The organism is Mesorhizobium sp. ESP-6-2, assembly GCF_020164675.1.
GTDB lineage: Bacteria > Pseudomonadota > Alphaproteobacteria > Rhizobiales > Rhizobiaceae > Mesorhizobium.
Window position 1 is genome coordinate 251,180 of record NZ_JAIUGT010000005.1, and the last position, 24,804, is coordinate 275,983.

A 24,804-nucleotide genomic window follows, 5' to 3' on the forward strand; every position below is an offset into this window, starting at 1 on the left:
GTCCACTGCGCCGGTTGCGAGCGCAGATATGCAGACGATCCGACTGCCGCTCTACGCTCACCGGCGTACTTTGCTACTCGTCCATCAAGCCACGTTTGCGCAGGACGTCGTATTTGAGAATCTCACCCCTAATGATGTCGCCCCATCGACCAACGAACGCCATCGTGTCGGTAGCATGGAGATGTGCAGTGAGTGCGGCCTGGTCTCTCCACCGCTCGGCGACCAGGAGGCGGCCGGCAAGCGGATCGTCCACAGCCGCGTCATAGGAAAGATTTCCGTCCCGCTGCCGCGTAGCTATGGCGAGGTTCTGGAGATCCTGGACAAACTCGGTGACCGACGAGGGCTCGACATACATATAGCCGGTAACAATCAGCATCATGGCTTACCTTGGTGGATCCCGCTCGACCGTCTGCACTTCCGACGATCGGTCGGCTGAAAGCAACAAATCAGACGGCCAGCACGATCTTGCCTTGAATACTGCCGTCAGCGGCGCGCTGGTGCGCGCGCGATGCCTCGGCCAGCGGGAATGTGCTGTCGATGACGACACGCACAATGCCGTCGAGCAGGCGGGCGACTTTTGCCAACTGCGCGCCATTGGATCGAACCTGTGTGGATGAGACCGTGATTCCCAGCTTCTCTGCCTCCTCGTGACCCGTGAAGCCCAGCGGGTTGATCAGGAACAGCGCGCCGCCCGGCTTCAGAACATGGAAGAAGCGCTCCATGTCCGCGCCGCCCACCGCGTCGAGGACAAGGTCGACGTCTCGGACGACTTCTTCGGTCGCGGTCGTCTTGTAGTCGACGAACTGATCCACGCCGAGATCTCGCATCAGCCCCTCGTTCTTGGCCGATGCCACCGCGATGACGCGAGCGCCCCGCCATTTCGCCAACTGGACAGCCAGATGCCCGACACCGCCTCCGGCGCCGTTGATCAGCACCGTCTTGCCGTCGAGCGGCACCGGCTCATGCCGGAAGGGCTGGAACGGATTCGGCTCGTCGTGGCCAAGTTCGATCAAGAACTGCCATGCCGTCAGAAGCGACATCGGCGCGCCGGCCGCATGAATATGGTCGATGCCGGCTGGTTTCAACGCAAGCTGCGTTGCCGGCACACTGACATACTGCGCGTAGGCATTGCTACCCGTCATTAGGTCATGGGGAAAGCGAACCATTGCATAGACCTCGTCGCCGATGCTGAACTCAGCGACGTTGGCGCCAACCGCTTCAATGACGCCCGACACGTCCGTGCCGAGAATCAGTGGGAAGGATGCATTGGGTCGCCATTCTGGCGGCAGGGCGCGATAGCCGTCCCGCAGATACCAGTCGGGCGGATTAAGCCCCGCTGCCTGGACGCGGACGAGCACCTCGTGGGGCTTCACATCCGGCCTCGGCGCGTCTTCGTACACCAGCACCTCGGGACCACCGAATGCATGCAGACGGACTGCCTTCATCTTGTCGCTCATTGGTCAAATCTCCGCTCATCATGTCGCTGGAGCAGATCTAGTGGCATCACTCCTGGTTGATAATCGGCGCAGATGGCGCTTAAGTAATGCCATGGTGGAACATATCGCTTTGGATCGGCTCACTGGGATCATCGCCTTCGCGCGTGCCGGATCGCTGGGCAGCTACACGGCAGCGGCGCGCGCGCTGTCGATTTCCCCGTCGGCGGTCAGCAAGAGCATCCAGCGGCTCGAGCGGCATTTAGGATTGTCGCTGTTTACCCGTACGACGCGCTCGCTCACCTTCACGCCCGAAGGGCGCGACCTGCATGAGCGCGCGCTGCGTCTGCTACGCGAGGCGGAGGAAATCGAGCAGACGGCAATGACCGCGCGCTCCGAACCATCGGGCACGTTGCGCGTGGCCGCGTCGCTGCCGATCGGACTCCACCTGATCGCTCCGGCTTTACCGGCTTTCCGTCGGCTCCACCCGAACCTGGTCGTCGATCTCAGGCTGGGTGACCAGATAGTGGACATGATCGAGGAAGGGATCGATGTCGCCATACGCATCGGTGATCTGGCTGACACCCGGCTGCTATCACGCAAGCTCGCACCCCATCGGCTTTGCTGCTTCGCCTCGCCAGCCTATCTCGAGGAACGCGGCACCCCGACCCATCCCGATGACCTGGTAGGGCACGACACCGTCAATCTCCGGTATCAGAGCACAGGCCAGACCTTTCGCTGGCCCTTCCGGATTGGCGACCGCGAGATCGAGATCGTGCCCAATGCCGGTGTGGTCGCCGACGCCAGCGATGCCGTGCTCATCATGCTGGCAGCCGGTGGCGGGATAGGCATAGGCGCCTCCTTCATGGCGGCTCCCTATGTAAAGCGCGGTGATCTGGTCCCCGTGCTGTCCACGTTCGCCGTGGAGCGAAATAACGTCACTGTGCTCTGGCCGGCAAGCCGACGCGCCAACCCCGCGGTGCGCGCCTTTCTGACCATGCTCGACGCCGCTTTCATGCAGCGAATGGCAGTTTCAAGCATCGACTGATCTGGCGCGGAAGGGCCGCTTAGAGGCGATTCCGGCCATGACAGGCATTGGACAGAGTCGACAGGGCAAGCCGATTTGTCGCTAGGCAAGGACCGCTCTAATATTCGAAGCTTCGCAATTTGACATGTCGCCTGCAAACGCCGACGGCTCGGTCGCATCGCGACCAACTGATATTACAGCGTTTAAATCGTTGCACAGCATTTTGGATCAAGCGGCGTTTGCCGCCACAGGTTTGCCAAACCGACCAATATTGTCATCGCCCCACCCCTTCAGGGCAACGAGGATGGGTTCGAGACTACGGCCGAGCGGTGAGATGGTGTATTCCACCTTCGGCGGCACCTGCGCATAAACCTTTCTCTCTATCAAGCCGTCTTCTTCAAGCTCGCGCAACTGGTTCGTCAAAGTGCGCTGCGTGACGCCGCCGATCTGACGCTGTATCTCGTTGAAGCGCATCGTACCGCGCAAAAGGTGGAACAGCACCACGCACTTCCACTTGCCGTCGATCAGACTGATGGCCGCTTCCACGGAACAGCCGGGATTGCAGTCGAAGCGAGAATGGCGGGCCTTGGCCATGGCGGTATCCTTCAGATATCTACATGCAAATCCGCATGTACAACATAATCTGTTCGTTACCGGGTTCAGCCTGGACTGGCAAGGCGTTGGGCGAGATCCTCGCAGGCCCGCCCGGTATCCAAATGGATACTATTGGCAAACGTTGTGCGTATCCCAGGCCTGAGAACGCATCGCTACATTGAAGCCACTGAGGGACGAACCAGTCGCCGGCTGCAATCGAACCCCGTCAACATCGCCACCAGCCGATAGGACCGACCATGTCTGCAAACAGCTTCACTGCCCGCTCGATCACGGGAGAGGCCGCAACCCGCCTCATCGCCGAGGCCATCGCCGCTTCCAAACGCATCGGGTTCGAACCCGTCATCGCGATCGTCGACGCTGCCGGCAACCTGAAGGCGTTCGAACGCAGCGATCGCAGTTCCTATCTTGCCGTCAACATTGCCATCGACAAGGCCTACACCGCGGCCTCTTTCGGTCTGTCGACGGCCCAGTGGGTCGACCTGCTGGAAGATCGTGGCGCTTCGAACCTAAGGCATGTTCCGCGCGTCATGGCCGCCGCCGGCGGCTTTCCGATCATGGAAGACGGCGCGATCATCGGCGGGATCGGTATTTCCGGCGGAAGCTGGGCGCAGGACCAGGAAGCCGGCGAAGAAGCTCTTCGCAATTTTTCCAGGTGACGTCGAAAAACGGCCAACAGGAGACACCCATGAAAGCCATCGGATACAAGACCCCTTCGCCCATCGACGCCGCGGATTCTCTCATCGACATCGAGTTGCCACGGCCAGAACCGAAAGGCCGCGACATCCTTGTCGAAGTGAAGGCCATTTCGGTCAATCCGGTCGACTATAAAATCCGGCAGAGCACGCCGCCGGCTGCCGGCGTCGAATGGAAGGTGGTCGGCTGGGACGCGGCAGGCATCGTCGCCGCCGTCGGGCCTGACGTCAGCGGTTTCAAGGCGGGAGACGAGGTCTGGTATGCAGGCTCCATCACTCGTCCGGGCGCAAACGCCGAATTCCATCTCGTCGACGAGCGTATCGTCGGCAGGAAGCCGTCAAAACTCGGATGGGCCGATGCCGCGGCGCTCCCGCTTACATCGCTGACCGCCTGGGAGGCGTTCTTCGACCGCATAGACGTGAAGAAGCCGGTTCCCGGTGCTGCTGCCGCCATCCTGATCATTGGCGGTGCCGGCGGGGTCGGATCGATCGCTATCCAGATCGCCCGGCAATTCACCGACCTGACCGTTATCGCGACGGCTTCACGTTCCGAGACCAAGGACTTCGTCAAGTCGTTGGGAGCCCACCATGTGGTCGATCACTCGAAGCCGCTTGCCGGCGAGATCGCGGCACTGGGCATCGGCGCTCCGGCGTTCGTATTTTCGACGACGCAAACCGCCCGGCATGTCGACGATATCGCTGAACTGATCGCACCGCAGGGCCGCTTCGGCCTGATTGACGATCCGTCGGGATTCGACATCATGAAGTTCAAGCGCAAGGCGGTGTCGATCCATCACGAACTCATGTTCACACGGGCCATTTACGAAACGCCGGACATGGACGAGCAGGGCAAAATTCTCGACGCGGTGTCCGCCGCCGTAGACGATGGACGGATTCGATCGACCGCCACACAGAACCTCGGTGCGATCAACGCGGAGAACCTCAAAAAGGCGCATGCGCAGCTCGAAAGCGGATCGACCATCGGAAAGGTGGTGCTCGAAGGCTTCGCCTGATCGGAGGGCCAGAGGGCGGTCTGCTCACCGGCCGCAACTCCTTTGTTCAGGGATGTTTGAGTTTCCCAGCTGTGTAAGTGCCGCCGAGACCACCGGGGTCCATAGATTCGGTGTACCCGAAATTGTTCAGTGTGGTGCTGGTATTTTCAAGCGAAGGCGCGTTGACCCGTTACTGAAGTCTGAACCGTTGACGCCTTCAAGGCCACGATGACCGCTCCGGGCGCAAAGTGGTCGTCCAGGCCTCGGCAGATGTAAGCCGTCTTTTGGGTAAAACTCGGTCGTTCAGAGTAGTTGTGTTTTGACTCTAGGCCGCCTTCTTCCTCGCCAGCCTCGCCTTGATGCTGGCCACATCGGCGCGCGGCGTCGCTGCGAACAGCGTCCTGGTGTAGCTATGCTTGGGGTCTGAAAAGACCTCGTCGCGCGAGCCGTATTCGACCGCCTCGCCGAAATACATCACCATCACGTCGTCGGCGATGTAGCGCACCACGGAGAGATCGTGGCTGATGAAGACATAGGTCAGTTGGAATTCGTCCTGCAGGTCGGCGAGCAAATTGAGCACCTGCGCCTGCACCGAAAGATCGAGCGCCGAGACCGGCTCGTCCAGCACCAGCAGGCTGGGGTTCAACATCAATGCGCGGGCAATGGCGATGCGCTGGCGCTGGCCGCCCGAGAACATGTGCGGATAGCGGTTGTAGTGCTCGTGACCGAGGCCGACCTTCTTCAGCATCTTCATGGCGAGGTCGCGCCGCTCGGCGGCCGTCTTGTCGGTGTTGATCAGCAGCGGCTCGCCCAGCACATCGCCGATCTTCTGGCGCGGATTGAGCGACCCGTAGGGGTTCTGGAAAACGATCTGCACCTTGCGGCGCATCTCTTTCGACAGCGCGTTCCTGGCGATGTCGACCTTGTTGCCGTCGATGAACAGTTCGCCCGATGTCGCCGGGTCGATGAGCGTGATGATGCGGGCGAGCGTGGACTTGCCGCAGCCGCTTTCGCCGACGATGGCGAGCGTCTTGCCCTTGTCCACGGTGAACGAGACGCCCTTGACCGCGTGCACCGTGCGCGGCCCGCTGAACAGGCCGCCGCCGATGTGGTAGTCGCGAACGATGTTCTTGCCTTCGAGGACGGTGGTGCTCATGCGGAGGCTCCCGCGGCCGAGGGCGCCGGCTCGAACAGCATGTCGGAGACGGTCGGCAGCCGGTCGCCGACGGCATTCTCCGGCAGCGCTGACAGCAGCGCGCGCGTGTAGTTGCTTTTCGGGCTCTCGAACAGCGACAGCACGTCGGCCTCTTCCATCTTGCGGCCCTTGTACTGGACGATGACGCGATCCGCGGTCTCGGCCACCACGCCCATATTGTGGGTGATCATGATCAGGCCCATGCCGTATTTGGCCTGCAGCGAAACCAACAGGTCGAGGATCTGCTTCTGGATGGTGACGTCGAGCGCTGTGGTCGGCTCGTCCGCGATCAAGAGCTTGGGATTGCAGGCGATGGCGATGGCGATCATGACGCGCTGGCACTGGCCGCCCGACATCTGGTGCGGAAACGAGCTCAGCCGTTCTTCCGGATCGGCAATGCCGACGAGCTTCATCAATTCGATGGCGCGCGCGCGGCGCTGGGCGCGATCCATGCCCATGTGGAAGCGCAGCACTTCCTCGATCTGGAAGCCGACGGTGAAGCACGGGTTGAGGCTGGCGATCGGCTCCTGGAAGATCATGGAGATATCCTTGCCGACGATCTTGCGCCGCTCGGACGGGCTGAGCTTCAGAAGATCGACGCCGTCGAAGGCCATGCGGTCGGCCTTGACGGTCGCGGTGTTGGGCAGCAGCCCCATCACCGCCAGCATCGCCACCGACTTGCCGGAACCGGATTCGCCGACGATGGCCAGCACTTCGCGCGGCTCGATCGACAGGTCTATGCCTTGCACGGCCATGAACGGACCGGCGGCGGTGTCGAAGGAAACGGTGAGGTTCTTGATCTCGAGCAGGGACATGCTCACGACCTCTTCAGCTTGGGGTCGAGCGCGTCGCGCAGGCCGTCGCCGATCAGGTTGATGGCAAAGACGGTGATCAGGATGGCAAGGCCGGGGAAGGTCACCACCCACCAGGCGCGCAAGATGAACTCGCGCGCTTCGGCCAGCATCGTGCCCCATTCGGGCGTCGGCGGCTGCGCGCCCATGCCGAGGAAGCCCAGCGCCGCGGCCTCGAGAATGGCGTTGGAAAAGGACAGCGTCGCCTGCACGATCAGCGGCGCGATGCAATTGGGCAGGATGGTGACCAGCATCAGCCTGAGATGGCTGGCGCCCGCGACCTTGGCCGAGATGACATATTCGCGGTTCTTTTCCGCCATCACCGCAGCGCGGGTGAGCCGGGCGAAGTGCGGCTGCAGCACGAAGGCGATGGCGATCATGGCGTTGACCAGCCCTGGTCCGAGCACGGCGACCAGCACCAGCGCCAGCAGCAGCGACGGGAAGGCCAGGATGATGTCCATGATGCGCATGATGAGCGTATCCACCCAGCCGCGGCAGTAACCGGCAAGCAGGCCGAGGATGACGCCGGAGATCAGCGCCGTGGTGACGACGACGAAGCCGATGGCGAGCGAGAAGCGCGAGCCGTAGATCAGGCGCGAGAGGATGTCGCGGCCGACGGCGTCGGTGCCGAGCAGGAACTGGGCGTTGCCGCCCGCCTGCCAGGCCGGTGGTGTCAAGAAGAAGTCGCGGAACTGGTCGTCGGCCGAATGCGGCGCCAGCAGCGGCGCGAAGACGGCGATCAGGATCAGCAGCGCAAAGATGACGAGACCGATCACCGCGCCCTTGTTGATCGAGAAATAATGCCAGAACTCGGCGAACATCTGCAGCCGGGCATCCTGCGGCTTGACGACGGTGGCGGCTTCGATGGTGGCCGGTCCTTCGTTGGTCATGTCAGTTGGCCCGGATGCGTGGATTGATGACGGCATAGAGCACGTCGACGATGAGGTTCACCGACATGACGATGAGCGCGATCAAAAGCAAGCCGCCCTGCACGGTGAAATAGTCGCGCTTGGAAATAGCGTCGATCATCCATTTGCCGATGCCCGGCCACGAAAAAATGCTCTCGGTCAGGATGGCGCCGGTCAGGAGCGTGCCGACTTGCAGACCGATGGTGGTGACGACCGGAATCAGCGCGTTGCGAAAGGCGTGCAGACCGATGACGCGGCGCGGCGCCAGGCCCTTGGCGCGCGCGGTGCGCACATAATCCTCGCCGAGCACCTCGAGCATGGCCGAACGCGTCTGCCTGGCGATGACGGCGAGCGGGATGGTGCCGAGCACGATGGTGGGCAGGATGAGGTGCGACAGAGCCGAACGGAATGCGCCCTTCTGTCCGGAGATCAGGGAATCGATGGTCATGAAGCCGGTGACCGGCTTGAAGAAATAGAGAAGGTCGATGCGGCCGGAAACCGGCGTCCAGTGCAGCATGCCGGAAAAGACGATGATCAGCAGCAGCCCCCACCAGAAGATCGGCATGGAATAGCCCGCCAGCGCCGTTCCCATGGTCAGCTGGTCGAACCAGGAGCCACGGCGGATCGCGGCGAAGATGCCGAAGGCGACACCGAAGACGATGGCGAAGATCATGGCGAAGATGGCGAGTTCGACGGTTGCCGGGAACCGCACCAGGAAATCCTTGAGCACCGGCGTCTTGGTGGAGAACGAGGTGCCGAAATCACCGCTGAGGATGTTGGCCAGATAGGTGAGATATTGCTGCCAGATCGGCAGGTCGAAGCCGAACTGGTGCATCAGCGCGGCGTGACGTTCGGGCGACAGGCCGCGTTCGCCCGCGAGCACCAGCACCGGATCACCGGGCAGGATGCGCACGAAGCCGAAAGCGAGGATGGTTATCCCGATGAAGGTCGGGACGATGAGGGCGAGCTTGCCTAGGATATAACGCAGCATGGCGGGCGAGGTAGGGCGGCGCTGTGGCGCCGCCCCTTTTCGCGAACCTTATTCGGCGATATCGACGCCGTCGAAGCGATGGATGCCGAGCGGATCCATCGCAAAGCCGGAGACGGTCTTCTGCATGGGCATGAACACCTTGGAGTGGGCCAGCGTCGCCCACGGTGCCTGCTCCTTGAAGATGACCTGCGCCTGTTCGTAGAGCTTGGTGCGCTCGGCCTGGTCGGAAACCGTCTTGGCCTTGTTGATGAGCGCATCGAAGTCCTTGTTGCACCATTCCGCGCGGTTGTTCGAACCGACGGAAGCGCAGCTCAGGAGCACGCCGAGGAAGTTGTCCGGATCGCCATTGTCACCGGTCCAGCCGACGATGACGGCACCGTCGTGATCGACCGCCGAAGCGCGCTTGAGGTATTCACCCCAATCGTAGCTGACGATGTTGACGGTGACGCCGACCTTGGCGAAGTCGGCCTGGATCAGCTCGGCGGTGCGGCGTGCATTCGGCATGTAGGGGCGCGACACAGGCATGGCCCAGACATTCATCTTGAGGTCCTTGACGCCGGCCTCTTCGAGCATCTTCTTGGCCGCATCCGGATCGTACGGATCGTCCTTCACGTCCTTGTTGTAGGACCACATGGTCGGCGGGATCGGGTTGACGGCCACCTGGCCGGCGCCCTGGAAGACCGCGTCGATGATGGCCTTCTTGTTGATGGCCATGTTGAGCGCCTTGCGCACGCGCACGTCGTCGAACGGCTTCTGCTGGGTGTTGTACATCAGCGCGCCGACATTGAGGCCTTCCTGCTCGTCGACCTTCAGGTTCGGATCGGCCTGCAGGCCGGCGATGTCGGCCGGCGCCGGGTAGGACATGATGTTGCATTCGCCGGCCTTCAGCTTCTGCGCACGGACCGCCGGATCGGTGGTGATGGCGAAGACAAGGTCGTCGATCTTCTGCTTGCCGCCCCAATAGTCCGGGTTGGCCTTGTAGCGGATGGCGGCGTCGGTCTGGTAGTCGACGAAGATGAACGGGCCGGTGCCGATCGGCTTCTGGTTGAACAGTTCAGGCGTCTTGTCCGCCTGCAGCTTGTCGGCATATTCCTTGGAAACGATCGAGGCGAAGTCCATGCCCAGCGTCGGGATCAAAGTGATCGCCGGCTCCTTGAGGGTGAACTTCACCGTCAGGTCGTCGACCTTCTCGACCTTGGTGATGTTGTCGCCGAACTGGTCATTGTAATACTGGTAGGCAATGCCCGGTATGTACTGGAACCAGGGACCGTTCTTGTCGACCTGGCGCTCGAACGAGAACACCACGTCGTCGGCGTTGAAGTCGCGCGTCGGGGTGAAATAGTCGGTAGCGGCGAACTTCACGCCCTTGCGAAGCTTGAACGTATATTCCTTGCCATCGTCGGAAATGGACCAGCTTTCGGCCAGGCCCGGCGAGACCGTGGTCTTGCCATGATCGAATTCGACGAGGCGGTTGAAGACCGTACGTGAAGACGCATCGAACGTCTGTCCCGCGGTGTAGGGCGCCGGGTCAAAGCCTTCCGGCGAAGCTTCGGCGCAGTAGACCAAGGTTTTTGCGTTGGCCACGCCGCCCAGGACGCTTGCAGCCAGCAACGCGGCTGCAAAAGTCAGTTTCTTCCTCATTGAGCACTCCCTGATGTTTTTCCAAGCCCCTCTATCAGGCTCGCGAAGCGCGCATATAAGCACCGTTTCTCCGGCTTTGGAACACCCAGTTTGCCTACCCCATGGTAAGCGGGAAAAAAATCCTCCTCCCCGCGAAAAAACGGAAAAATTTAGTATTTTTTTCTATTCACAACATTGTTAACGACCGCATTTTTTTATTGATCACCAATCTCACGAGATCGACGTCGCGCCCGCTTTCATACGACCGGGATGCCGGACGATGCAGGGCCGCTGCGCCCGTGGCGAGAAAGATTTTCGGCGGCAAATCTTTCGACGGCTTGCCGCTGGGGCAAGACTTGCACGCCCGACGATAGAGGCCATACATAGACAAGGCACCGGCGGCAGCGGGGGACGCCTCTGTTACTCGGAGGCGAGCGCGGCAGGGACGAACAAAACAGGGAGGGACGGTTGGCAAAAGCATCGAACAGGACGGCTCCGCCAAAGGCGCCCAAGGCGGCCCTGAAGCCGGCCGCGGGCGGCGACAAGCAGCCAACGCCCTCCGCCAAGAACGCAAAGGGAAGGGCCGCAGGGAAACCTTCCGCCGGCAAGGCGGACACTGTTGCCAAACCAGCCGCGAAGCCGGCGGCCAAAGCCGTCCCCGCAAAGACGTCGGCGAAGGCCGGAACTGCTAAAACCGGGGCGACAAAGACCAATTCGGCCAAGGCCGGGACGACGAAGGCTGGCGCGACCAAGACCGGGACGACCCGGACTAGCAAGACTGGGGCCGCACAAGCCGCATCCGTGGCCAAGCCGGCATCGGCGGCCTTGAGGCCGGCGGCCGCCAAGCGATTGCCGAAAGCGCTCACCGCCCTTGCCGCAGGCTTGCCGGAAAAACCTTGGCTGGAAAGCTATCCGAAGAACATGCCGGCCGAGATCGGCGCCCTGCCCTACAGCTCCATCGGCGATTTCCTCGTTGCCGCCTGCAAGCAATTTGCCGGCCAGCCGGCCTTCACCTGCATGGGCAAGTCGATCACCTATGCGGAACTCGAACGGCTTTCGGCGGCGTTCGGCGCCTACCTGCAATCGACCGGGTTGCCCAAAGGCGCACGCGTTGCCCTGATGATGCCGAACGTGCTGCAATATCCGGTGGCGATGATGGCGGTGGCGCGCGCCGGCTACACCGTGGTCAACGTCAACCCTCTCTACACGCCGCGCGAGCTAGAACACCAGCTCAAGGATTCCGGGGCACAAGCGATCGTCATCCTCGAGAATTTCGCCAGCACGTTGCAGGCGGTGATCGCCAGGACGTCGGTCAAGCACGTCGTCGTCGCGGCCATGGGCGACATGCTCGGCGGGCTCAAGGGAAGCATCGTCAATCTGGTGGTGCGCCGCGTCAAGAAGATGGTGCCGGCATGGTCATTGCCCGGCCATGTCAAGTTCAACGCGGCGCTGAAGGCGGGCAACGGCATGGGCTTCAAGCCGGCCAAGGTGGCGGCCGACGATATCGCGTTCCTGCAATATACCGGCGGCACCACGGGAATCTCGAAGGGTGCTACCCTGCTGCACAGCAACGTGCTGGCCAATGTCGCGCAGAATTCGTTGTGGCTGCAGGACGCCTATACGGTCAAGCCAAAACCCGCCCATCTCAACCTCATCTGCGCACTGCCGCTCTACCATATCTTCGCGCTGACCGTGAATGCGCTGATGGGCATGCAAATGGGCGGACAGAACATACTGATCCCCAATCCGCGCGACATCCCCGGCTTCGTCAAGGAAATGGGCAAGTATCCCATCCATATCTTTCCAGGCCTCAACACGCTGTTCAACGCGCTGCTCAACAATGAGGATTTCCGCAAGCTCGACTTCAGGCCGCTGCTCCTGACGCTGGGCGGCGGCATGGCGGTGCAAAAGGGCGTCGCCGAGCGCTGGAAGGCGCTGACGGGCTGCCCGGTCAGTGAAGGCTACGGCCTGTCGGAGACGTCGCCCGTGGCAACGGCCAACAAGTTCAGCTCCGGCGAATTCACCGGCACGATCGGCCTGCCGCTGCCGTCGACCGAGATCGCCATCCGCGACGAGGAGGACAACAATTTGCCGCTCGGCGAGGTCGGCGAAATCTGCATCAAGGGACCGCAGGTGATGGCGGGCTACTGGAACCGGCCCGACGAGACCGCCAAGGTGATGACCAAGGACGGCTTCTTCAAATCGGGCGACATGGGCTTCATGGACGAGCGCGGCTACACCAAGATCGTCGACCGCAAGAAGGACATGATCCTCGTTTCCGGCTTCAACGTCTATCCGACCGAGCTCGAGGAAGTCGTGGCGCTGCATCCCGGCGTGCTCGAAGTGGCGGCAATCGGCGTGCCGGACGAACATTCGGGCGAAGTGCCGAAACTGTTCATCGTCAAGAAGGACCAGGCGCTGACCGCCGAGGCCATCACCGCCTATTGCCGTGAGAACCTGACCGGCTACAAGCGGCCCAGATACATCGAATTCAGGACAGAACTGCCAAAGACGCCGGTCGGAAAGATCCTGCGGCGCGCATTGCGCGAATAGGAGCCGGCTTGGACCACGATCTTGCCGGCGACGATGCGCCGGACCGGTGCCAGCGCCTCGACCCGGCCGAGTTCATCAAGGCCAAGATGCGCCTGGTCCCTGTGCCTGCGCTTCCAGAAATCCGGTTTTACACGGCGCACCCCAGCAGCGGATTGAGACGGCTCGTCGAGCCCGAAGGCGACGCGGAAAATGCGCGGGAGCCACAACCGCCCTACTGGGCCTATGCATGGGCCGGCGGCACCGTGCTCGCGCGCTATGTCCTCGACCATCCGATGACCGTGGCGGGACGCCGCGTGCTCGATCTTGGTGCCGGCTCCGGCATTGTCGGCATCGCTGCCGCGAAGGCCGGGGCCCGCGAAGTGATCGCCGCCGAGATCGACCGCAACGGCGTCGCCGCGCTCGGTCTCAATGCAAAAGACAACGGCGTCACGATCTCGGTGATCTGCAAAGACATTACCACCGGTCCGCCACCGGCGGTCGACCTTGTGCTAGCCGGCGACGTGTTCTACGGACCCGATGTCACCCAACGTATGATCCCCTTTCTCGACCGCTGCCTTGCCGCCGGCGTCGAGGTCCTGATCGGCGACCCGCGCCGCGCCGATCTACCATTGTCGCGGCTCAGGCTGCTTGCCGAATATCAGGTGCCGGATTTCGGCGACGCAAAGGGTGCGGCAAGCAGGCCGAGCGGCGTCTTTTCCTTCGAAGCGAAGACCCGCTAGCGACGAGATCAGATCGTCTCCTTGACCCGCGCTGAAAGGAAATCCGGCAGGTCGACAACCGAATCCAGGATCACGTCGGCAATTCCGGCCAGAGATTCACGCGTGCCGGTGCCCGAGAGCACGCCGACCGCCAGGCCGCAGCCGCCGGCACGCGCCATTTCGAGATCGTGGCGGTTATCGCCGATCATGGCGACCTGCGTCGGCTTCAGGCCGGTGAGATCGCAGAAGGCCTGGATCGTATCCGGCGCCGGCTTGGGATTGGCCACCGCGTCATAGCCGTAGGCGGCGTCGAACAGCTGCGCGACGCCGAGCGTCACCAGCGTTTTTTCCGCGCCGCTGGTTGAATCGTTGGTGGCGACGCCGAGCCGATAGGACCTTGCGTGCAAGGTGCCGAGCGTTTCGACGATGCCCGGCAGAGCCACCGCCATCGCCGAGCCCTGCACCGAGGTAATCTGGTTGAAGCGGGCGACGGCCAGCATCTGGTCTTCGTCGGACAGGCGCGGAAACCACAGTTCGACGACGTCGAGATTGGTGCCGGAGGCAAAGATGGAGTCGGGCTTGAAGCGCCTATTGGCGAAATCGAAGCCAGCGGCCGCAAGCAGCCTGTCGGCCTTCCAGCGATCGCCTTCGGAGGCGTCCATGGCCATGAAGTCGGCAACCCCGAGCCAGGTCGCATTGAAGTCGACAAGCGTTCCGTCCTTGTCGAACAATATTCCCTTGATGTCTGCCAACTCAGTCACTCCGAACCACGCAATTGGTGGATGTGTTCCACCAGGCCGGCGGTCGAGGCATCCCGCTTTGCGGCACTTTCCTTGCCTTCCACGACTGGCAGAAGGCCGGTGGCCAGTTCCTTGCCGAGCTCGACGCCCCATTGGTCGAAGGAGTTGATGTCGAACAGCGTTCCCTCGACGAAGACGCGGTGTTCGTAGAGAGCGATCAGGCGGCCGAGCGTGCGCGGGTCAAGCTTGCGATAAAGAATGGTCACCGAGGGCCGGTTGCCGGAAAAGACGCGGTGCGGGGCAATGCGATCGACATCGGCCGGCTTCATGCCCTTGGCCAACATTTGGGCGCGCGCTTCCTCCAACGTGCGACCCTTCATGAAGGCTTCCGACTGCGCCAGGCAGTTGGCGAGCAGCAGGTCGTGATGGTGCTTCAGCTCCGGCTCGTGGCCGTTCGCCGCGGCGAGGAATTCGACCGGAATAAAATCGGTTCCCTGGTGCAGGAGCTGGAAGAACGCATGCTGGCCGTTGGTGCCGGGCTCGCCCCAGACCAGCGGCCCGGTCGGCGTCGCCACGGGGCCGCCGTCCAGGGTGACGCTCTTGCCATTCGATTCCATGTCGAGCTGCTGGAGATAGGCCGGCAGCCTGGACAGGCGCTGGTCGTAGGGGATGACCGCGCGGGCCGGGTATTTGCAAATCACCCGATGCCACCAGCCGACAAGGCCAAGCAGCACCGGCAGGTTTTTGGCCAGCGGCGCAGCGCGGAAGTGTTCGTCCATTTCGTGCGCACCATCGAGAAAGGCGCGGAAATCACGTGGACCAATGGCGATCATCACAGGAAGGCCGATCGCGCCCCACACCGAATAGCGGCCGCCGACCCAATCCCAGAAGCCGAAGACGCGGTCCGGCTCGATGCCGAACTTCGCCACCAGGTCGAGTGCCGTCGAGACAGCGGCGAAATGCTTGCCGACCGCTTCCTTGCCGAGCGCCTTCTGGACCCAGTCGCGCGCGGTCTGCGCATTGGTCATCGTTTCGACTGTCGTGAAGGTCTTGGAGGCGATGATAAAAAGCGTGGTCTCGGCGGAAAGGCCCTTCAGCGTGTCGTGGATATGGGCGCCGTCGATGTTGGAGACATAGTGCGCGCGCGGCCCGTCATGATAGGGCGCCAGCGCCAACGTCGCCATGGCCGGGCCGAGATCGGAGCCGCCGATGCCGATATTGACGATGTCGGTGATCTTCTTGCCGGTGGCGCCTGTCGCCTTGCCGGAACGCACCGCGTCGGCGAAGGCGCCCATCGCGTCCAATACGGCGGTGACCTCCGCCTTCACATCCTGTCCGTCCAGCATGATGCCCTTGCCGGTCAGGTTGCGCAGGGCGGTGTGCAGAACAGCGCGGTCCTCTGTAACGTTGATCTTCTTGCCGGCGAACATGGCGGCGCGGCGGCCTTCGAGATCGGCGGCGTCAGCCAGCTTCTCCAGCAGGTCCATCGTGCGCGCATCGACGGCGCATTTCGACCAGTCGAGCAACAGGTCGCGGTCGCTGGCGGAGAACGTCTTGAACCGCTGCGGATCGGCGGCGAAGGCCTGGCGCATATCGCCGGCTGCCGCGGCGCGATGGTCGCGCAAGGCGGCAAGCTGTTTTTGGAAGGCTGACTGATCCACCGGCGGGCTCCTGGGACTTTTGGATTATCTTAGCAGACCGGATGTTTCCGGCGCGTGTCGTCGCGCCAGACTATTGAGCCGAATTCCGTCCGGTCAATACGCGGCGATGACGCACTGCGTCACGCGGCGATGACGCACTGCGTTACACGGGATGCGCAGGACGAAAGATCACTGGCATAAATCCCAAAGATCAGAAAAATTGATTGGCGCAACCCCTTGTGCCACGGTTACATTCGACTGGTCCAGCCAAACGAAAAAGGCTGGCCATCGAGGAACATTTCCCATGCCACAGCGCAACGACACGGCCATATGGTCCGGCCTGTTCCGGATTTCGGCCGAATCCGGCCAGACCTTGCAGGCACAGATCCGCCAGGCAATCGTGGCCGCCATTCTCGACCGCCAGATCGCCGCTTCGATGCCGCTTCCGTCATGCCGGATATTGGCCGAAAAACTCGGCGTGGCGCGCGGAACCGTGGTGCTGGCCTTCCAGCAACTGGTCGACCAGGGCTTCCTGGTGGCGCGCGAGCGGCGCGGCCATTTCGTCAATCCCGACGTTTTGGCGACGCCGGCCAAGCCGCACCAGAAGGCGCCCGACCAGGCCAACGAGATCGACTGGAAGGCACGCCGGCAGATCGCGGCCAGCGACATGCCGCCGCCGGCCAAGCACGAGAACTGGATCAAGTCGTCCTACCCCTTCGTCTATGGCCAGTTCGATCCGGCGCTGTTCCCGACCGCCGAATGGCGCGAGTGCAACCGCATGGCGCTTGCCGTGCTGGAGATCCGCAACTGGGCCTCCGACATGGTCGATCGCGACGATCCGCTGCTGATCGAGCAGATCCAGGCGCGGCTGCTGCCCAGGCGCGGCATCTTCGCCAACCCCGACGAGATCATCGTCACGCTGGGCGCCCAGAACGCGCTCTACATGCTGGCGACGCTTCTGATGACAAAGGGCTCGAAGGTGGCGATGGAAGATCCGGGCTACCCCGACGCACGCTCGATCTTCCGGCTTGCGGGCGCCGACATCCAGCCGGTGCCGGTCGACCAGTCCGGCATCGTGACCTCTTCCATTCCCAATGATTCCGGCTTTGTCTTCGTCACGCCCAGCCATCATTGCCCGACCATGGTGCCGCTGTCGGCGGAACGCCGGCAGGATCTTCTGGCGCGCGCCAACCGCTATAACCAGATCATCATCGAGGACGGCTATGACAGCCAGCTTCTCGACGAGGCGCCGCAGCAGGCCTTGAAGAGCCTCGACCGCTCCGGCCGCGTCATCTATGTCGGCTCGATGTCGAAGACGCTGGCTCCGGGCCTGCGGCTTGGCTACATCGTCGCCTCGGCTGGACTAATCGCCGAACTCAGGGCGCTGCGCCGCTTCATGCTGCGCCATCCGCCGGCCAACAATCAGCGTGCGGTCGCGCTGTTCCTGTCGCTCGGCCACCACGAGGCGCTGGTGCGGCGGCTGTCGAGCGCCTTCGACGAGCGGCGCAAGCGCTTGGTCCATGCGATTTCCGCCTTCCTGCCCGAGTGGCGTTCGACCGACTCGGCCGGCGGCACGTCGCTGTGGCTGGAGGGACCGCGCGGCACCGATTCCCGCGGACTGGCCGAGGCCGCCGCCTCGCGCAGCGTCATCATCGAACCGGGCGACCGCTTCTTCGACCGCACCGAAAAGCCTTCGCGTTTCATGCGCCTGGGCATCTCCTCGATCGCGCTGCAGCATATCGAGCCAGGCATTCGTGAACTTGCAACCGCCGCAGGCCGCAGGCCGGCCGCCGCTTGATCACCTCGGCCTGACCACTTTCCAGGAGTCGCGCAACAGCGGCTCCTGCTTCTTTAGCTCTGGCATATGCAACCGGACCGGCTGGCTCATAGGCTGTGCCAATGCCGGCGGCATAGTCGGGGCCTAAAGGGGACGAAGCAGCCGATGGTGGACCAACCGCCGCCCTGCTTCCGAGAAAGGTGGAGTGCTTCCATGTCAGTGGCTGTCGAAAAGCAGGAAGCGGCCGACCAGCGTTCGCGCCGCTCCGGCGGACGCGAAGCGCGTCGCGCCATGCGGGCGGCGCCGCTCGCCGACGACATCAGACCGGTTCGCGCCGGCCTCGAAGGGGGCAGCTACGGACCGCTCAGCAGCAATGATTGCGAGCGCATCCACGAAGCGGTGCTGACCCTGCTGGAGACGGTCGGCTTCGCAAACGCAATCCCTTCCTGCATCGAGGCGCTGACCAAGGCCGGCGCCAGCTATGGCGATGACGGCCGTATCCGTTTCCCGCGCGCACTGGTGCTCGACACGATCAAGCGGGCGGCGCGGCATTTCACGTTGCACGGCCAGGACCCGAAGCACGACATGGTGATCCAGGGCAAACGCGTGCATTACGGCACGGCGGGCGCTGCCGTGCATCTTGTCGACGTCGAGAAGCGGGAGTACCGCGAATCCTTGCTGCAGGACATCTATGACGCCGCGCGCATCGTCGACGGGCTCGATAACATCCATTTCTTCCAGCGGCCCATGGTGCCGCGCGACATTCCCGATCCGCTCGAAATGGACTTCAACACGCTTTACGCCTGCGTGATGGGCACGTCCAAGCATGTCGGCACGTCCTTCACGGTGCGCGAGAACGTGCAGCCGGCGCTCGAAATGCTCTACGCGATCGCCGGCGGCGAGGAGAATTTCCGAGCCCGGCCGTTCGTGTCGAACTCCAACTGTTTCGTCGTGCCGCCGATGAAATTCGCCGAGGACGCCTGCGGCGTGCTCGAGGCCTGCGTCGAAGGCGGCATCCCGATCCTGCTGCTTTCGGCCGGACAGGCCGGCGCCACCGCTCCGGCGGCGATCGCGGGTGCGGTGGTGCAGGCCGTGGCCGAAGTGCTGGCCGGCCTTGTCTATGTCAACACCATCAAGCCGGGGCATCCGGCGATCTTCGGTACCTGGCCGTTCGTGTCGGACCTGCGCACCGGCGCCATGTCGGGCGGCTCGGCCGAACAGGCGGTGCTGACCGCGGCCTGCGCGCAGATGGCGCAGTTCTACGACCTACCGGGCGGTTCGGCCGCAGGCATGACGGATTCGAAACTGCCTGACATCCAGTCCGGCTATGAAAAAGGCATTACCAATGTGATGGCCGGCCTTTCCGGCCTCAACCTGGTCTACGAATCGGCCGGCATGCACGCTTCCCTGCTCGGCTTCTGCCTGGAAAGCCTGATCATCGACAACGACATGCTGGGCCATTGCCTACGCTGCGTGCGCGGCATCGAGGTGACGGACGACGCGCTGTCGATCGACACCATTGCCGATGTCTGCCTGAAAGGTCCGGGCCACTATCTCGGCAACGAGCAGACGCTGAAGCTGATGCAGACCGAATATTTCTACCCGGCCGTCGGCGACCGGTTTTCGCCGAAGGAATGGAACGAGAAGGGCCGACCCGACATATTGCAGCGGGCGATCGTCGAGAAGAAGCGCATCCTGGCCGAACGCTTCCCACGCCATGTGCCGAAGCCGCTTGACGACAGGCTGCGCGCCCGCTTCGGCGACATGATCAAGCTGCCGCGCAACGGCATGGGCGGCTGAGAACGCTTCCCCGTCAGTCGGTGCCCAGCCCGTAACGCTCGACGACCTCGGCGTTGATCAGCTTTGCATGCATGGTTATCAGCACGATCTGCGCATCGAGGCTGTCGCCGGTCTCCAGTGCGGCCTCGATCCGGCGCTCCGCATCCAACCGCTGCTCATGTCCATTGGACCGTTCGAACGCTTCGGGCCCGGCGACGCAATAGCCGAACAGCCGCGCCACAGCCGCATAGGCCCCCGCCGACGGCTCGTCAGACCAGTGATCCTTCATCAGGTTGACCATGGTGAGCTTTACGCCCTCTGGCACAAGGGCGGGATGAAGGTCGGCGCCGCGCAGGGCAGCGTCAAGTTGCCTGAGGTCGCCTGAGCGGCCGAACAGTCCGAGGAAGCCGAGGGAAGAGCGCCGTCCCGCCATGGTGATCCAATCTGTTTCCCAGCAAATTGGGTGGTCTGCCGATGGAATGCAAATGCCGTGCAGGTGGGTTCTGCCGGTGTCGCCCGGCTGTCGTGTCGATGCGGCGTTACCCGCGCCCCGGTTCGAACAGTTCCACCAGATTGCCGGCCGGATCCAGCAGCAGTATCTGGCTGCCGCCCATGCCCTTGACGACATCGTTCCTGAAAGTCTGGCCGGCGTTCTTCAGCTCGCGAACCAGTTCTTCCAGATCCTCGACCTGGATCTGGATGCGGTTCCAGCCGCCAGGTTCGGGCACACTACCGTCGGGCATCGGCTGCGACGCCCCACCAGGCCCGCCCGCCGCATTGAGTAGAAGCCGCAGATTGCCCTTGGCAAGTATGGCGAACGATGGCGCCGGGTGCATGGCGACCGTAAAGCCAAGATGGTCGCGGTAGAAGCCGATCGCCTTCTCGACGTCATTGACGATATAACGAACGCTGACAGTTTCCATGGTCTCCTCCGTGGGTCGGATCGTCGCCGACGTCATCCGCTCGCCGCAAGCAGCAAGACGCCGGCCAGGGCCGATCCGGCAAGCGTCGGCAGCATGCCGGTTTTCAGTTTGAGAATGGCAATCATGGTGGCGCAGGACAACAGCGCGGCGCGCCAGTCGATCGAGGAGAGCACCGGCACCTCCGTTCCGAACCCCGTCTCACGCACTTCGCGGAAGATGACGTGCAAGGCGAACCACAAAGCGAGGTTCATGATGACGCCAACGACCGCCGCGGTGATCGCGCCCAATGCCGCCGACAACGCCTTGTTGCCGCGCAAGGCCTCGATATAGGGCGCGCCGAGGAATATCCAGAAGAAGCACGGGGTAAAGGTAACCCACAGCGTGAGCAACGCGCCAAGCGATCCGGCAAGCAGCGGATGCGACAATCCGGAATGGCGGAAGCCGGCAAGGAAGCCGACGAACTGCAAGACCAGGATAAGCGGTCCCGGCGTGGTTTCAGCGAGGCCCAGGCCATCGACCATTTCGCCAGGCGCAAGCCAGCCCAAAGAGCCGACGGCCGCCTGCGCGACATAGGCAAGGACCGCATAGGCGCCGCCGAAGGTGACGACCGCCATGAGGCTGAAGAAGCCGCCGATCTGCGTCCAGACGCTGTTTGCCGATGTGAACGCCCAGATCAGCAGAACCGGCCCAAGCCAGATCGGCAGCCAGATCGCGATGGTCCGCGGCGCGTGCCATCGCGTCGGCCTGGTGTGGGCCAGTTCGCCGCGCTCGAACATCAGATCGACCGCGCCCCTGACGTCGGGAGCCTCGTCCTTGCCATGCACGGTGCCAGAAAACAGGGCCGGCGCAATGCTGTTCCCGACCCATCCCACCAGTCCTGCCAAAAGGATGAGGAGAGGGAACGGAATATTAAGCGCATAGATGCCGACAAAGGCGCAAAGAGCGATCGCCACCATCACCGGATTTTTCAACGCCCGCCGGCCGATGCGGATCACCGCCTCGACCACGATCGCCAGCACCGCCGCCTTCACCCCGAAAAACAGGGCCTCGACCAGCGGCACATTGCCATAGAGCGCGTAAAGGATGCTCAAACCCAGCATGACGAGCGCGCCCGGCACGACGAACAGGATGCCGGCGACAAGACCGCCGACCGTCTTGTGAAGCAGCCAGCCGATGTAGATAGCGAGTTGCTGGGCCTCGGGGCCAGGCAGCAGCATGCAGTAGTTCAGCGCATGCAGGAAACGCTGCTCGCCGATCCAGCGCTTTTGCTCGACCAACTCCCTGTGCATGAGTGCGATCTGCCCAGCCGGTCCGCCGAAACTGAGCAACCCGATCTTCGCCCAGAGTTTCGTGGCCTCGCGGAAACTCGGGACCGCGGGCGCCTCGATGAGGTCGGCACTTTCTTCGGAAAGGAGGGAGTTCATGACACCTTCGCTCCCGCCGGCCAATTGTGCGTCTCGTCGGTGGCGTCGCGGCACCAGCGGAAGAACGCGTCGTAAAGCAGCATGCCGGCATCCAATTGTTGCAGGTCATCGCGAAACATGCGCGACAAGCCAAGCGAGGCGGCGAGAAATCCCGCCGCCTGCGGAACCAGGTCGAGGCTCGCCGTGTCGGCTGCGCGCACGATGACGGCGAGGCGGTCGAGCGCTTCGGATTCGAGCCCGAACTCCTCGAGCATCGTGTCGAAGGTGCAGCGCTCGCCGCGATGGCTCCAGAACGCATTGTCGATGTCGAAAGGCGCGGCCTGAAAACGATCGGCGACATCGGGCACTTCCGCCGCGTCGACGAACAGGAAGATCGCTTGAGGATCCACGAAACGGCGGATCAGCCAGGGGCAGGCGATGCGATCGACTTTGGGCCGGGCCCGCGTCACCCAGACGGTGCGGCCCTTGTCGTCACGAGGCGGCATCCTGTCGGCACGGACCAGAAGGCCGTGGGCGTCCCGCCAGGCTTCGAAGCCGCCTTCGAGCGATTCGGCGACGATCCCTTCATGGCGCAGCCATGCGGCGACGCCTTGCGAGAGCTTTTTTCCCTGCTGGCAGACGACCGCCACGCGGCTACCGGCGAAGTCGGCTGCCCAAGTCCGGACGGTTCTGAAATCGCGCCGGTACGACCCCGGCAGCAAACGTGGATCGGCGTTGTAGTCGTCCTCGGTACGGATATCGAGGATTGCAGGCGCGCCCGGCAAACCGACCATACGGATCAGTTGCGGCACGGTGACAGCGGTTGTTGACGGCATGGCGTCCACCTCCTGAAAGAGAAGCCTGGACGCGAACGTTGGGCTGACGCCTCACGGGGTCGTCGCGATAAACCCCTTGCAGCGATGGTGGATTTGTTGGGCAGGCTTGTCAAGGACGCAATGTCCTCGGTTCATAGCGGGCCGCGAAACGAAAAACGACCGGCGGCCGATCAGGCCGCCGGTCGTCGATCGCTATCCGTCAATTGTCGCTTGAAACAATCGATGGTTGTCCCGGGAATAATCAGTGATTGTCCCGGGGCACGCCCTTCGTATGAGCGACGTCCTGGTATTTCACCGCCGGTTTCAGCACCATACCGCCCGAGAACTGGTCGACCATACCGCGCTGGATTTCCTGCCACGGTGTCTGGTGCTCGGGATAATGGTAGCCGCCATTGTTCTGCAGCTCGGCGCGGCGGCGGGTGATCTCGTCATCGGTGACGAGAATGTTGGCCGTGCCCTTCTTCAGGTCGATGCGAACGCGGTCGCCCGTCTTGAGCAATGCAAGCCCGCCGCCGATCGCGGCCTCCGGCGAGGCGTTGAGGATGGAGGGCGAGCCTGAGGTGCCGGACTGGCGGCCGTCGCCGATGCAGGCCAGCGCGTGGATGCCCTTCTTGATGAGATAGGCCGGCGGCTGCATGTTGACGACTTCTGCGCCGCCCGGATAGCCGACCGGACCGGCGCCACGCATGAACAGGATGGTGTGCTCGTCGATCCCTTGCGCCGGGTCGTCGATGCGGGCGTGGTAATCCTCCGGACCGTCGAAGACCATTGCGTTGCCCTCGAAGGCCTCAGGGTCCTTCGGATTGGAGAGATACCGCTCGCGGAATTCGGGCGAGATGCCGCTGGTCTTCATGATCGCCGAATCGAACAGATTGCCCTTGAGATTGATGAAGCCGGCATTGGCTTTCAGCGGCTCGGCGACAGTGCGGATGACTTCGCGGTTCTCGTTGACGGCATCGCGGCAATTGTCGCCCATTGTCTTGCCGTTGGCGGTCAGAGCATCCGGATGCGGCAGCAGCCCGGCTTTCATGAGCTCCGCCACCACGGCCGGCACGCCGCCTGCGTGATGGTAGTCCTCACCCAGATATTCGCCCGTCGGCTGGAGATTGACGATGAGCGGCACGTCGAGGCCGATCTTCTGCCAGTCGTCATTGTCGAGCGGCACGCCGAGATGTCGGGCGATGGCGTTGAGATGGATCGGCGCGTTGGTGGAGCCGCCGATCGCCGAATTGACGACGATGGCGTTCTCGAAGGCCTTGCGCGTCATGATGTCGGACGGCTTCAAATCCTCGTGCACCATGTCGACGATGCGTTTTCCCGTCTCGTAGGCGATCTGGCCGCGCTCGCGATAAGGAGCCGGAATCGCCGCCGAGCCCGGCAGCTGCATGCCGAGCGCCTCGGCCAGCGAGTTCATGGTGGTGGCGGTGCCCATGGTGTTGCAATAACCGGTGGACGGCGCCGAGGAGGCGACGATGTCCATGAACTCGTCATAGTTGATCTCGCCGGCCGACAGGCGCTGGCGCGATTCCCAGACGATGGTGCCCGAACCGGTGCGCTTGCCCTTGTGCCAGCCATTGAGCATGGGGCCGACCGACAGCGCGATGGCCGGAATGTTGACGGTCGCCGCCGCCATCAACAGCGCCGGCGTCGTCTTGTCGCAGCCGATGGTGAGAACGACGCCGTCAAGCGGGTAGCCATAGAGCACTTCTACCAGGCTCAGATAGGCAAGGTTGCGGTCGAGAGCTGCGGTCGGGCGCTTGCCGGTCTCCTGGATCGGGTGGCACGGGAACTCGAAAGGAATGCCGCCCATCGAGACGATGCCTTCGCGCACGCGTTTGGCGAGCTCGATGTGGTGGCGATTGCAAGGCGACAGGTCGGAACCGGTCTGGGCGATGCCGATCAGCGGCTTGCCCGACATCAGTTCGGCGCGCGTCAGCCCGTAATTCAGGTAACGCTCCAGATAGAGTGCCGTCATGCCCGGATTGTCGGGGTTGTCGAACCACTCCTGCGAGCGAAACTTTTTCTTTCCTGCGGGGGCGCCAGCCATCATGGTCTCCGTATTTGTATGACAAATCGATATGACAACGCGCGGGTGCAGGCAAGGGGCACGCGTGATCTGAATCCGGACTTT

Annotated in this window: 22 protein-coding genes; 7 read left to right on the forward strand and 15 right to left on the reverse strand. The window is 63.0% G+C overall.

The genetic code is table 11. The annotated features are described in order from the left end of the window. Window positions 1–73: 73 nt before the first annotated feature. Together LB532_RS16120 and LB532_RS16125 are read right to left on the reverse strand one after the other, a co-directional pair. On the reverse strand, window positions 74–379 hold the full coding sequence (locus LB532_RS16120; protein WP_140640056.1) for a putative quinol monooxygenase: 306 nt from the start codon (window positions 377–379) through the stop codon (window positions 74–76). Window positions 380–446: 67 nt separating this feature from the next. After that, window positions 447–1,457: an NADP-dependent oxidoreductase gene (locus LB532_RS16125; RefSeq protein WP_140640058.1), complete on the reverse strand. Its 1,011-nt coding sequence runs from the start codon at window positions 1,455–1,457 to the stop codon at window positions 447–449. Between the two features lie 91 nt (window positions 1,458–1,548). On the opposite strand from LB532_RS16125, the gene LB532_RS16130 reads away from it, so the two are divergent. Next, on the forward strand, window positions 1,549–2,481 hold the full coding sequence (locus tag LB532_RS16130) for a LysR family transcriptional regulator (RefSeq protein ID WP_140640060.1): 933 nt from the start codon (window positions 1,549–1,551) through the stop codon (window positions 2,479–2,481). Between the two features lie 207 nt (window positions 2,482–2,688). Here the strand turns inward: LB532_RS16130 and LB532_RS16135 are convergent, their stop codons facing one another. Continuing rightward, complete coding sequence (locus tag LB532_RS16135) at window positions 2,689–3,054, reverse strand: winged helix-turn-helix transcriptional regulator (protein WP_140550176.1); 366 nt, start codon at window positions 3,052–3,054, stop codon at window positions 2,689–2,691. A 257-nt stretch (window positions 3,055–3,311) separates the two neighbouring features. Between LB532_RS16135 and LB532_RS16140 the strand changes: the two genes are divergently transcribed. Next, window positions 3,312–3,731, forward strand: coding sequence for a GlcG/HbpS family heme-binding protein (locus LB532_RS16140; RefSeq protein ID WP_140640062.1), 420 nt, complete (start codon window positions 3,312–3,314; stop codon window positions 3,729–3,731). A 29-nt stretch (window positions 3,732–3,760) separates the two neighbouring features. Continuing rightward, complete coding sequence (locus LB532_RS16145; protein WP_140640064.1) at window positions 3,761–4,780, forward strand: zinc-binding alcohol dehydrogenase family protein; 1,020 nt, start codon at window positions 3,761–3,763, stop codon at window positions 4,778–4,780. A gap of 304 nt (window positions 4,781–5,084) precedes the next feature. On the opposite strand, the gene LB532_RS16150 is transcribed toward LB532_RS16145, so the two are convergent. The 5 genes from LB532_RS16150 to LB532_RS16170 form a co-directional block, all read right to left on the reverse strand. Further along, window positions 5,085–5,915, reverse strand: a complete 831-nt coding sequence (locus LB532_RS16150; RefSeq protein WP_140640066.1) for a dipeptide ABC transporter ATP-binding protein — start codon at window positions 5,913–5,915, stop codon at window positions 5,085–5,087. Further along, window positions 5,912–6,769 (reverse strand): ABC transporter ATP-binding protein, encoded by an 858-nt coding sequence (locus tag LB532_RS16155; protein ID WP_140497000.1) that lies wholly within the window; start codon window positions 6,767–6,769, stop codon window positions 5,912–5,914. The genes LB532_RS16150 and LB532_RS16155 overlap by 4 nt, the downstream gene beginning before the upstream one ends. Window positions 6,770–6,771: 2 nt before the next feature. Then, complete coding sequence (locus tag LB532_RS16160; RefSeq protein WP_210239886.1) at window positions 6,772–7,626, reverse strand: ABC transporter permease subunit; 855 nt, start codon at window positions 7,624–7,626, stop codon at window positions 6,772–6,774. Window positions 7,627–7,696: 70 nt separating this feature from the next. Then, window positions 7,697–8,704, reverse strand: coding sequence for an ABC transporter permease subunit (locus LB532_RS16165; protein WP_140640070.1), 1,008 nt, complete (start codon window positions 8,702–8,704; stop codon window positions 7,697–7,699). Between the two features lie 48 nt (window positions 8,705–8,752). Continuing rightward, window positions 8,753–10,345: an ABC transporter substrate-binding protein gene (locus tag LB532_RS16170; RefSeq protein WP_140550183.1), complete on the reverse strand. Its 1,593-nt coding sequence runs from the start codon at window positions 10,343–10,345 to the stop codon at window positions 8,753–8,755. Between the two features lie 447 nt (window positions 10,346–10,792). On the opposite strand from LB532_RS16170, the gene LB532_RS16175 reads away from it, so the two are divergent. Both LB532_RS16175 and LB532_RS16180 read left to right on the forward strand, forming a co-directional pair. After that, entirely contained in the window at window positions 10,793–12,877 is a 2,085-nt protein-coding gene (locus tag LB532_RS16175; protein ID WP_140640072.1) for a long-chain fatty acid--CoA ligase, read from the forward strand. A gap of 8 nt (window positions 12,878–12,885) precedes the next feature. After that, a complete protein-coding gene (locus LB532_RS16180) occupies window positions 12,886–13,596 on the forward strand; it encodes a class I SAM-dependent methyltransferase (protein WP_224556978.1) in 711 nt (236 codons plus the stop codon). A gap of 8 nt (window positions 13,597–13,604) precedes the next feature. Here LB532_RS16180 and LB532_RS16185 read toward each other — a convergent pair whose 3' ends face one another. Continuing rightward, complete coding sequence (locus LB532_RS16185; RefSeq protein WP_140497010.1) at window positions 13,605–14,327, reverse strand: HAD family hydrolase; 723 nt, start codon at window positions 14,325–14,327, stop codon at window positions 13,605–13,607. Window positions 14,328–14,332: 5 nt separating this feature from the next. Next, window positions 14,333–15,976 carry a glucose-6-phosphate isomerase gene (gene pgi, locus LB532_RS16190; RefSeq protein WP_140640074.1) on the reverse strand — a complete coding sequence of 548 codons (1,644 nt, stop codon included), beginning with the start codon at window positions 15,974–15,976 and terminating at the stop codon, window positions 14,333–14,335. A gap of 283 nt (window positions 15,977–16,259) precedes the next feature. On the opposite strand from pgi, the gene LB532_RS16195 reads away from it, so the two are divergent. Beyond that, window positions 16,260–17,753, forward strand: coding sequence for a PLP-dependent aminotransferase family protein (locus LB532_RS16195; RefSeq protein WP_140497014.1), 1,494 nt, complete (start codon window positions 16,260–16,262; stop codon window positions 17,751–17,753). Between the two features lie 192 nt (window positions 17,754–17,945). After that, the gene (locus LB532_RS16200) at window positions 17,946–19,532 is read left to right on the forward strand and encodes a trimethylamine methyltransferase family protein (protein ID WP_140640076.1); all 1,587 of its coding nucleotides are present in this window, start codon (window positions 17,946–17,948) and stop codon (window positions 19,530–19,532) included. A 13-nt stretch (window positions 19,533–19,545) separates the two neighbouring features. On the opposite strand, the gene LB532_RS16205 is transcribed toward LB532_RS16200, so the two are convergent. The 5 genes from LB532_RS16205 to LB532_RS16225 form a co-directional block, all read right to left on the reverse strand. Continuing rightward, window positions 19,546–19,944, reverse strand: coding sequence for a hypothetical protein (locus tag LB532_RS16205; protein ID WP_140640078.1), 399 nt, complete (start codon window positions 19,942–19,944; stop codon window positions 19,546–19,548). A 106-nt stretch (window positions 19,945–20,050) separates the two neighbouring features. Further along, a complete protein-coding gene (locus LB532_RS16210; RefSeq protein WP_140640080.1) occupies window positions 20,051–20,434 on the reverse strand; it encodes a VOC family protein in 384 nt (127 codons plus the stop codon). 32 nt (window positions 20,435–20,466) lie between these two features. Next, complete coding sequence (gene chrA, locus LB532_RS16215) at window positions 20,467–21,858, reverse strand: chromate efflux transporter (protein WP_140640082.1); 1,392 nt, start codon at window positions 21,856–21,858, stop codon at window positions 20,467–20,469. Beyond that, on the reverse strand, window positions 21,855–22,673 hold the full coding sequence (locus LB532_RS16220) for a chromate resistance protein ChrB domain-containing protein (RefSeq protein WP_140640084.1): 819 nt from the start codon (window positions 22,671–22,673) through the stop codon (window positions 21,855–21,857). Before LB532_RS16220 ends, chrA begins: the two co-directional genes overlap by 4 nt. 241 nt (window positions 22,674–22,914) lie before the next feature. Then, a complete protein-coding gene (locus LB532_RS16225; RefSeq protein ID WP_140640086.1) occupies window positions 22,915–24,720 on the reverse strand; it encodes an IlvD/Edd family dehydratase in 1,806 nt (601 codons plus the stop codon). Window positions 24,721–24,804: the final 84 nt, after the last annotated feature.

Excerpts from the sequence above, each read along its gene's own strand:
- LB532_RS16165 (WP_140640070.1), bottom strand. The coding sequence starts at position 8,704 with ATGCTGCGTTATATCCTAGGCAAGCTCGCCCTCATCGTCCCGACCTTC.
- LB532_RS16170 (WP_140550183.1), bottom strand. The coding sequence starts at position 10,345 with ATGAGGAAGAAACTGACTTTTGCAGCCGCGTTGCTGGCTGCAAGCGTC.
- LB532_RS16120 (WP_140640056.1), bottom strand. The coding sequence starts at position 379 with ATGATGCTGATTGTTACCGGCTATATGTATGTCGAGCCCTCGTCGGTC.
- chrA (WP_140640082.1), bottom strand. The coding sequence starts at position 21,858 with ATGAACTCCCTCCTTTCCGAAGAAAGTGCCGACCTCATCGAGGCGCCC.
- LB532_RS16145 (WP_140640064.1), top strand. The coding sequence starts at position 3,761 with ATGAAAGCCATCGGATACAAGACCCCTTCGCCCATCGACGCCGCGGAT.
- LB532_RS16155 (WP_140497000.1), bottom strand. The coding sequence starts at position 6,769 with ATGTCCCTGCTCGAGATCAAGAACCTCACCGTTTCCTTCGACACCGCC.
- LB532_RS16220 (WP_140640084.1), bottom strand. The coding sequence starts at position 22,673 with ATGCCGTCAACAACCGCTGTCACCGTGCCGCAACTGATCCGTATGGTC.
- LB532_RS16200 (WP_140640076.1), top strand. The coding sequence starts at position 17,946 with ATGTCAGTGGCTGTCGAAAAGCAGGAAGCGGCCGACCAGCGTTCGCGC.
- LB532_RS16210 (WP_140640080.1), bottom strand. The coding sequence starts at position 20,434 with ATGGAAACTGTCAGCGTTCGTTATATCGTCAATGACGTCGAGAAGGCG.
- LB532_RS16195 (WP_140497014.1), top strand. The coding sequence starts at position 16,260 with ATGCCACAGCGCAACGACACGGCCATATGGTCCGGCCTGTTCCGGATT.
- LB532_RS16205 (WP_140640078.1), bottom strand. The coding sequence starts at position 19,944 with ATGGCGGGACGGCGCTCTTCCCTCGGCTTCCTCGGACTGTTCGGCCGC.
- LB532_RS16150 (WP_140640066.1), bottom strand. The coding sequence starts at position 5,915 with ATGAGCACCACCGTCCTCGAAGGCAAGAACATCGTTCGCGACTACCAC.
- LB532_RS16160 (WP_210239886.1), bottom strand. The coding sequence starts at position 7,626 with ATGTTCGCCGAGTTCTGGCATTATTTCTCGATCAACAAGGGCGCGGTG.
- LB532_RS16225 (WP_140640086.1), bottom strand. The coding sequence starts at position 24,720 with ATGGCTGGCGCCCCCGCAGGAAAGAAAAAGTTTCGCTCGCAGGAGTGG.
- LB532_RS16135 (WP_140550176.1), bottom strand. The coding sequence starts at position 3,054 with ATGGCCAAGGCCCGCCATTCTCGCTTCGACTGCAATCCCGGCTGTTCC.
- LB532_RS16140 (WP_140640062.1), top strand. The coding sequence starts at position 3,312 with ATGTCTGCAAACAGCTTCACTGCCCGCTCGATCACGGGAGAGGCCGCA.
- LB532_RS16130 (WP_140640060.1), top strand. The coding sequence starts at position 1,549 with ATGGTGGAACATATCGCTTTGGATCGGCTCACTGGGATCATCGCCTTC.
- LB532_RS16125 (WP_140640058.1), bottom strand. The coding sequence starts at position 1,457 with ATGAGCGACAAGATGAAGGCAGTCCGTCTGCATGCATTCGGTGGTCCC.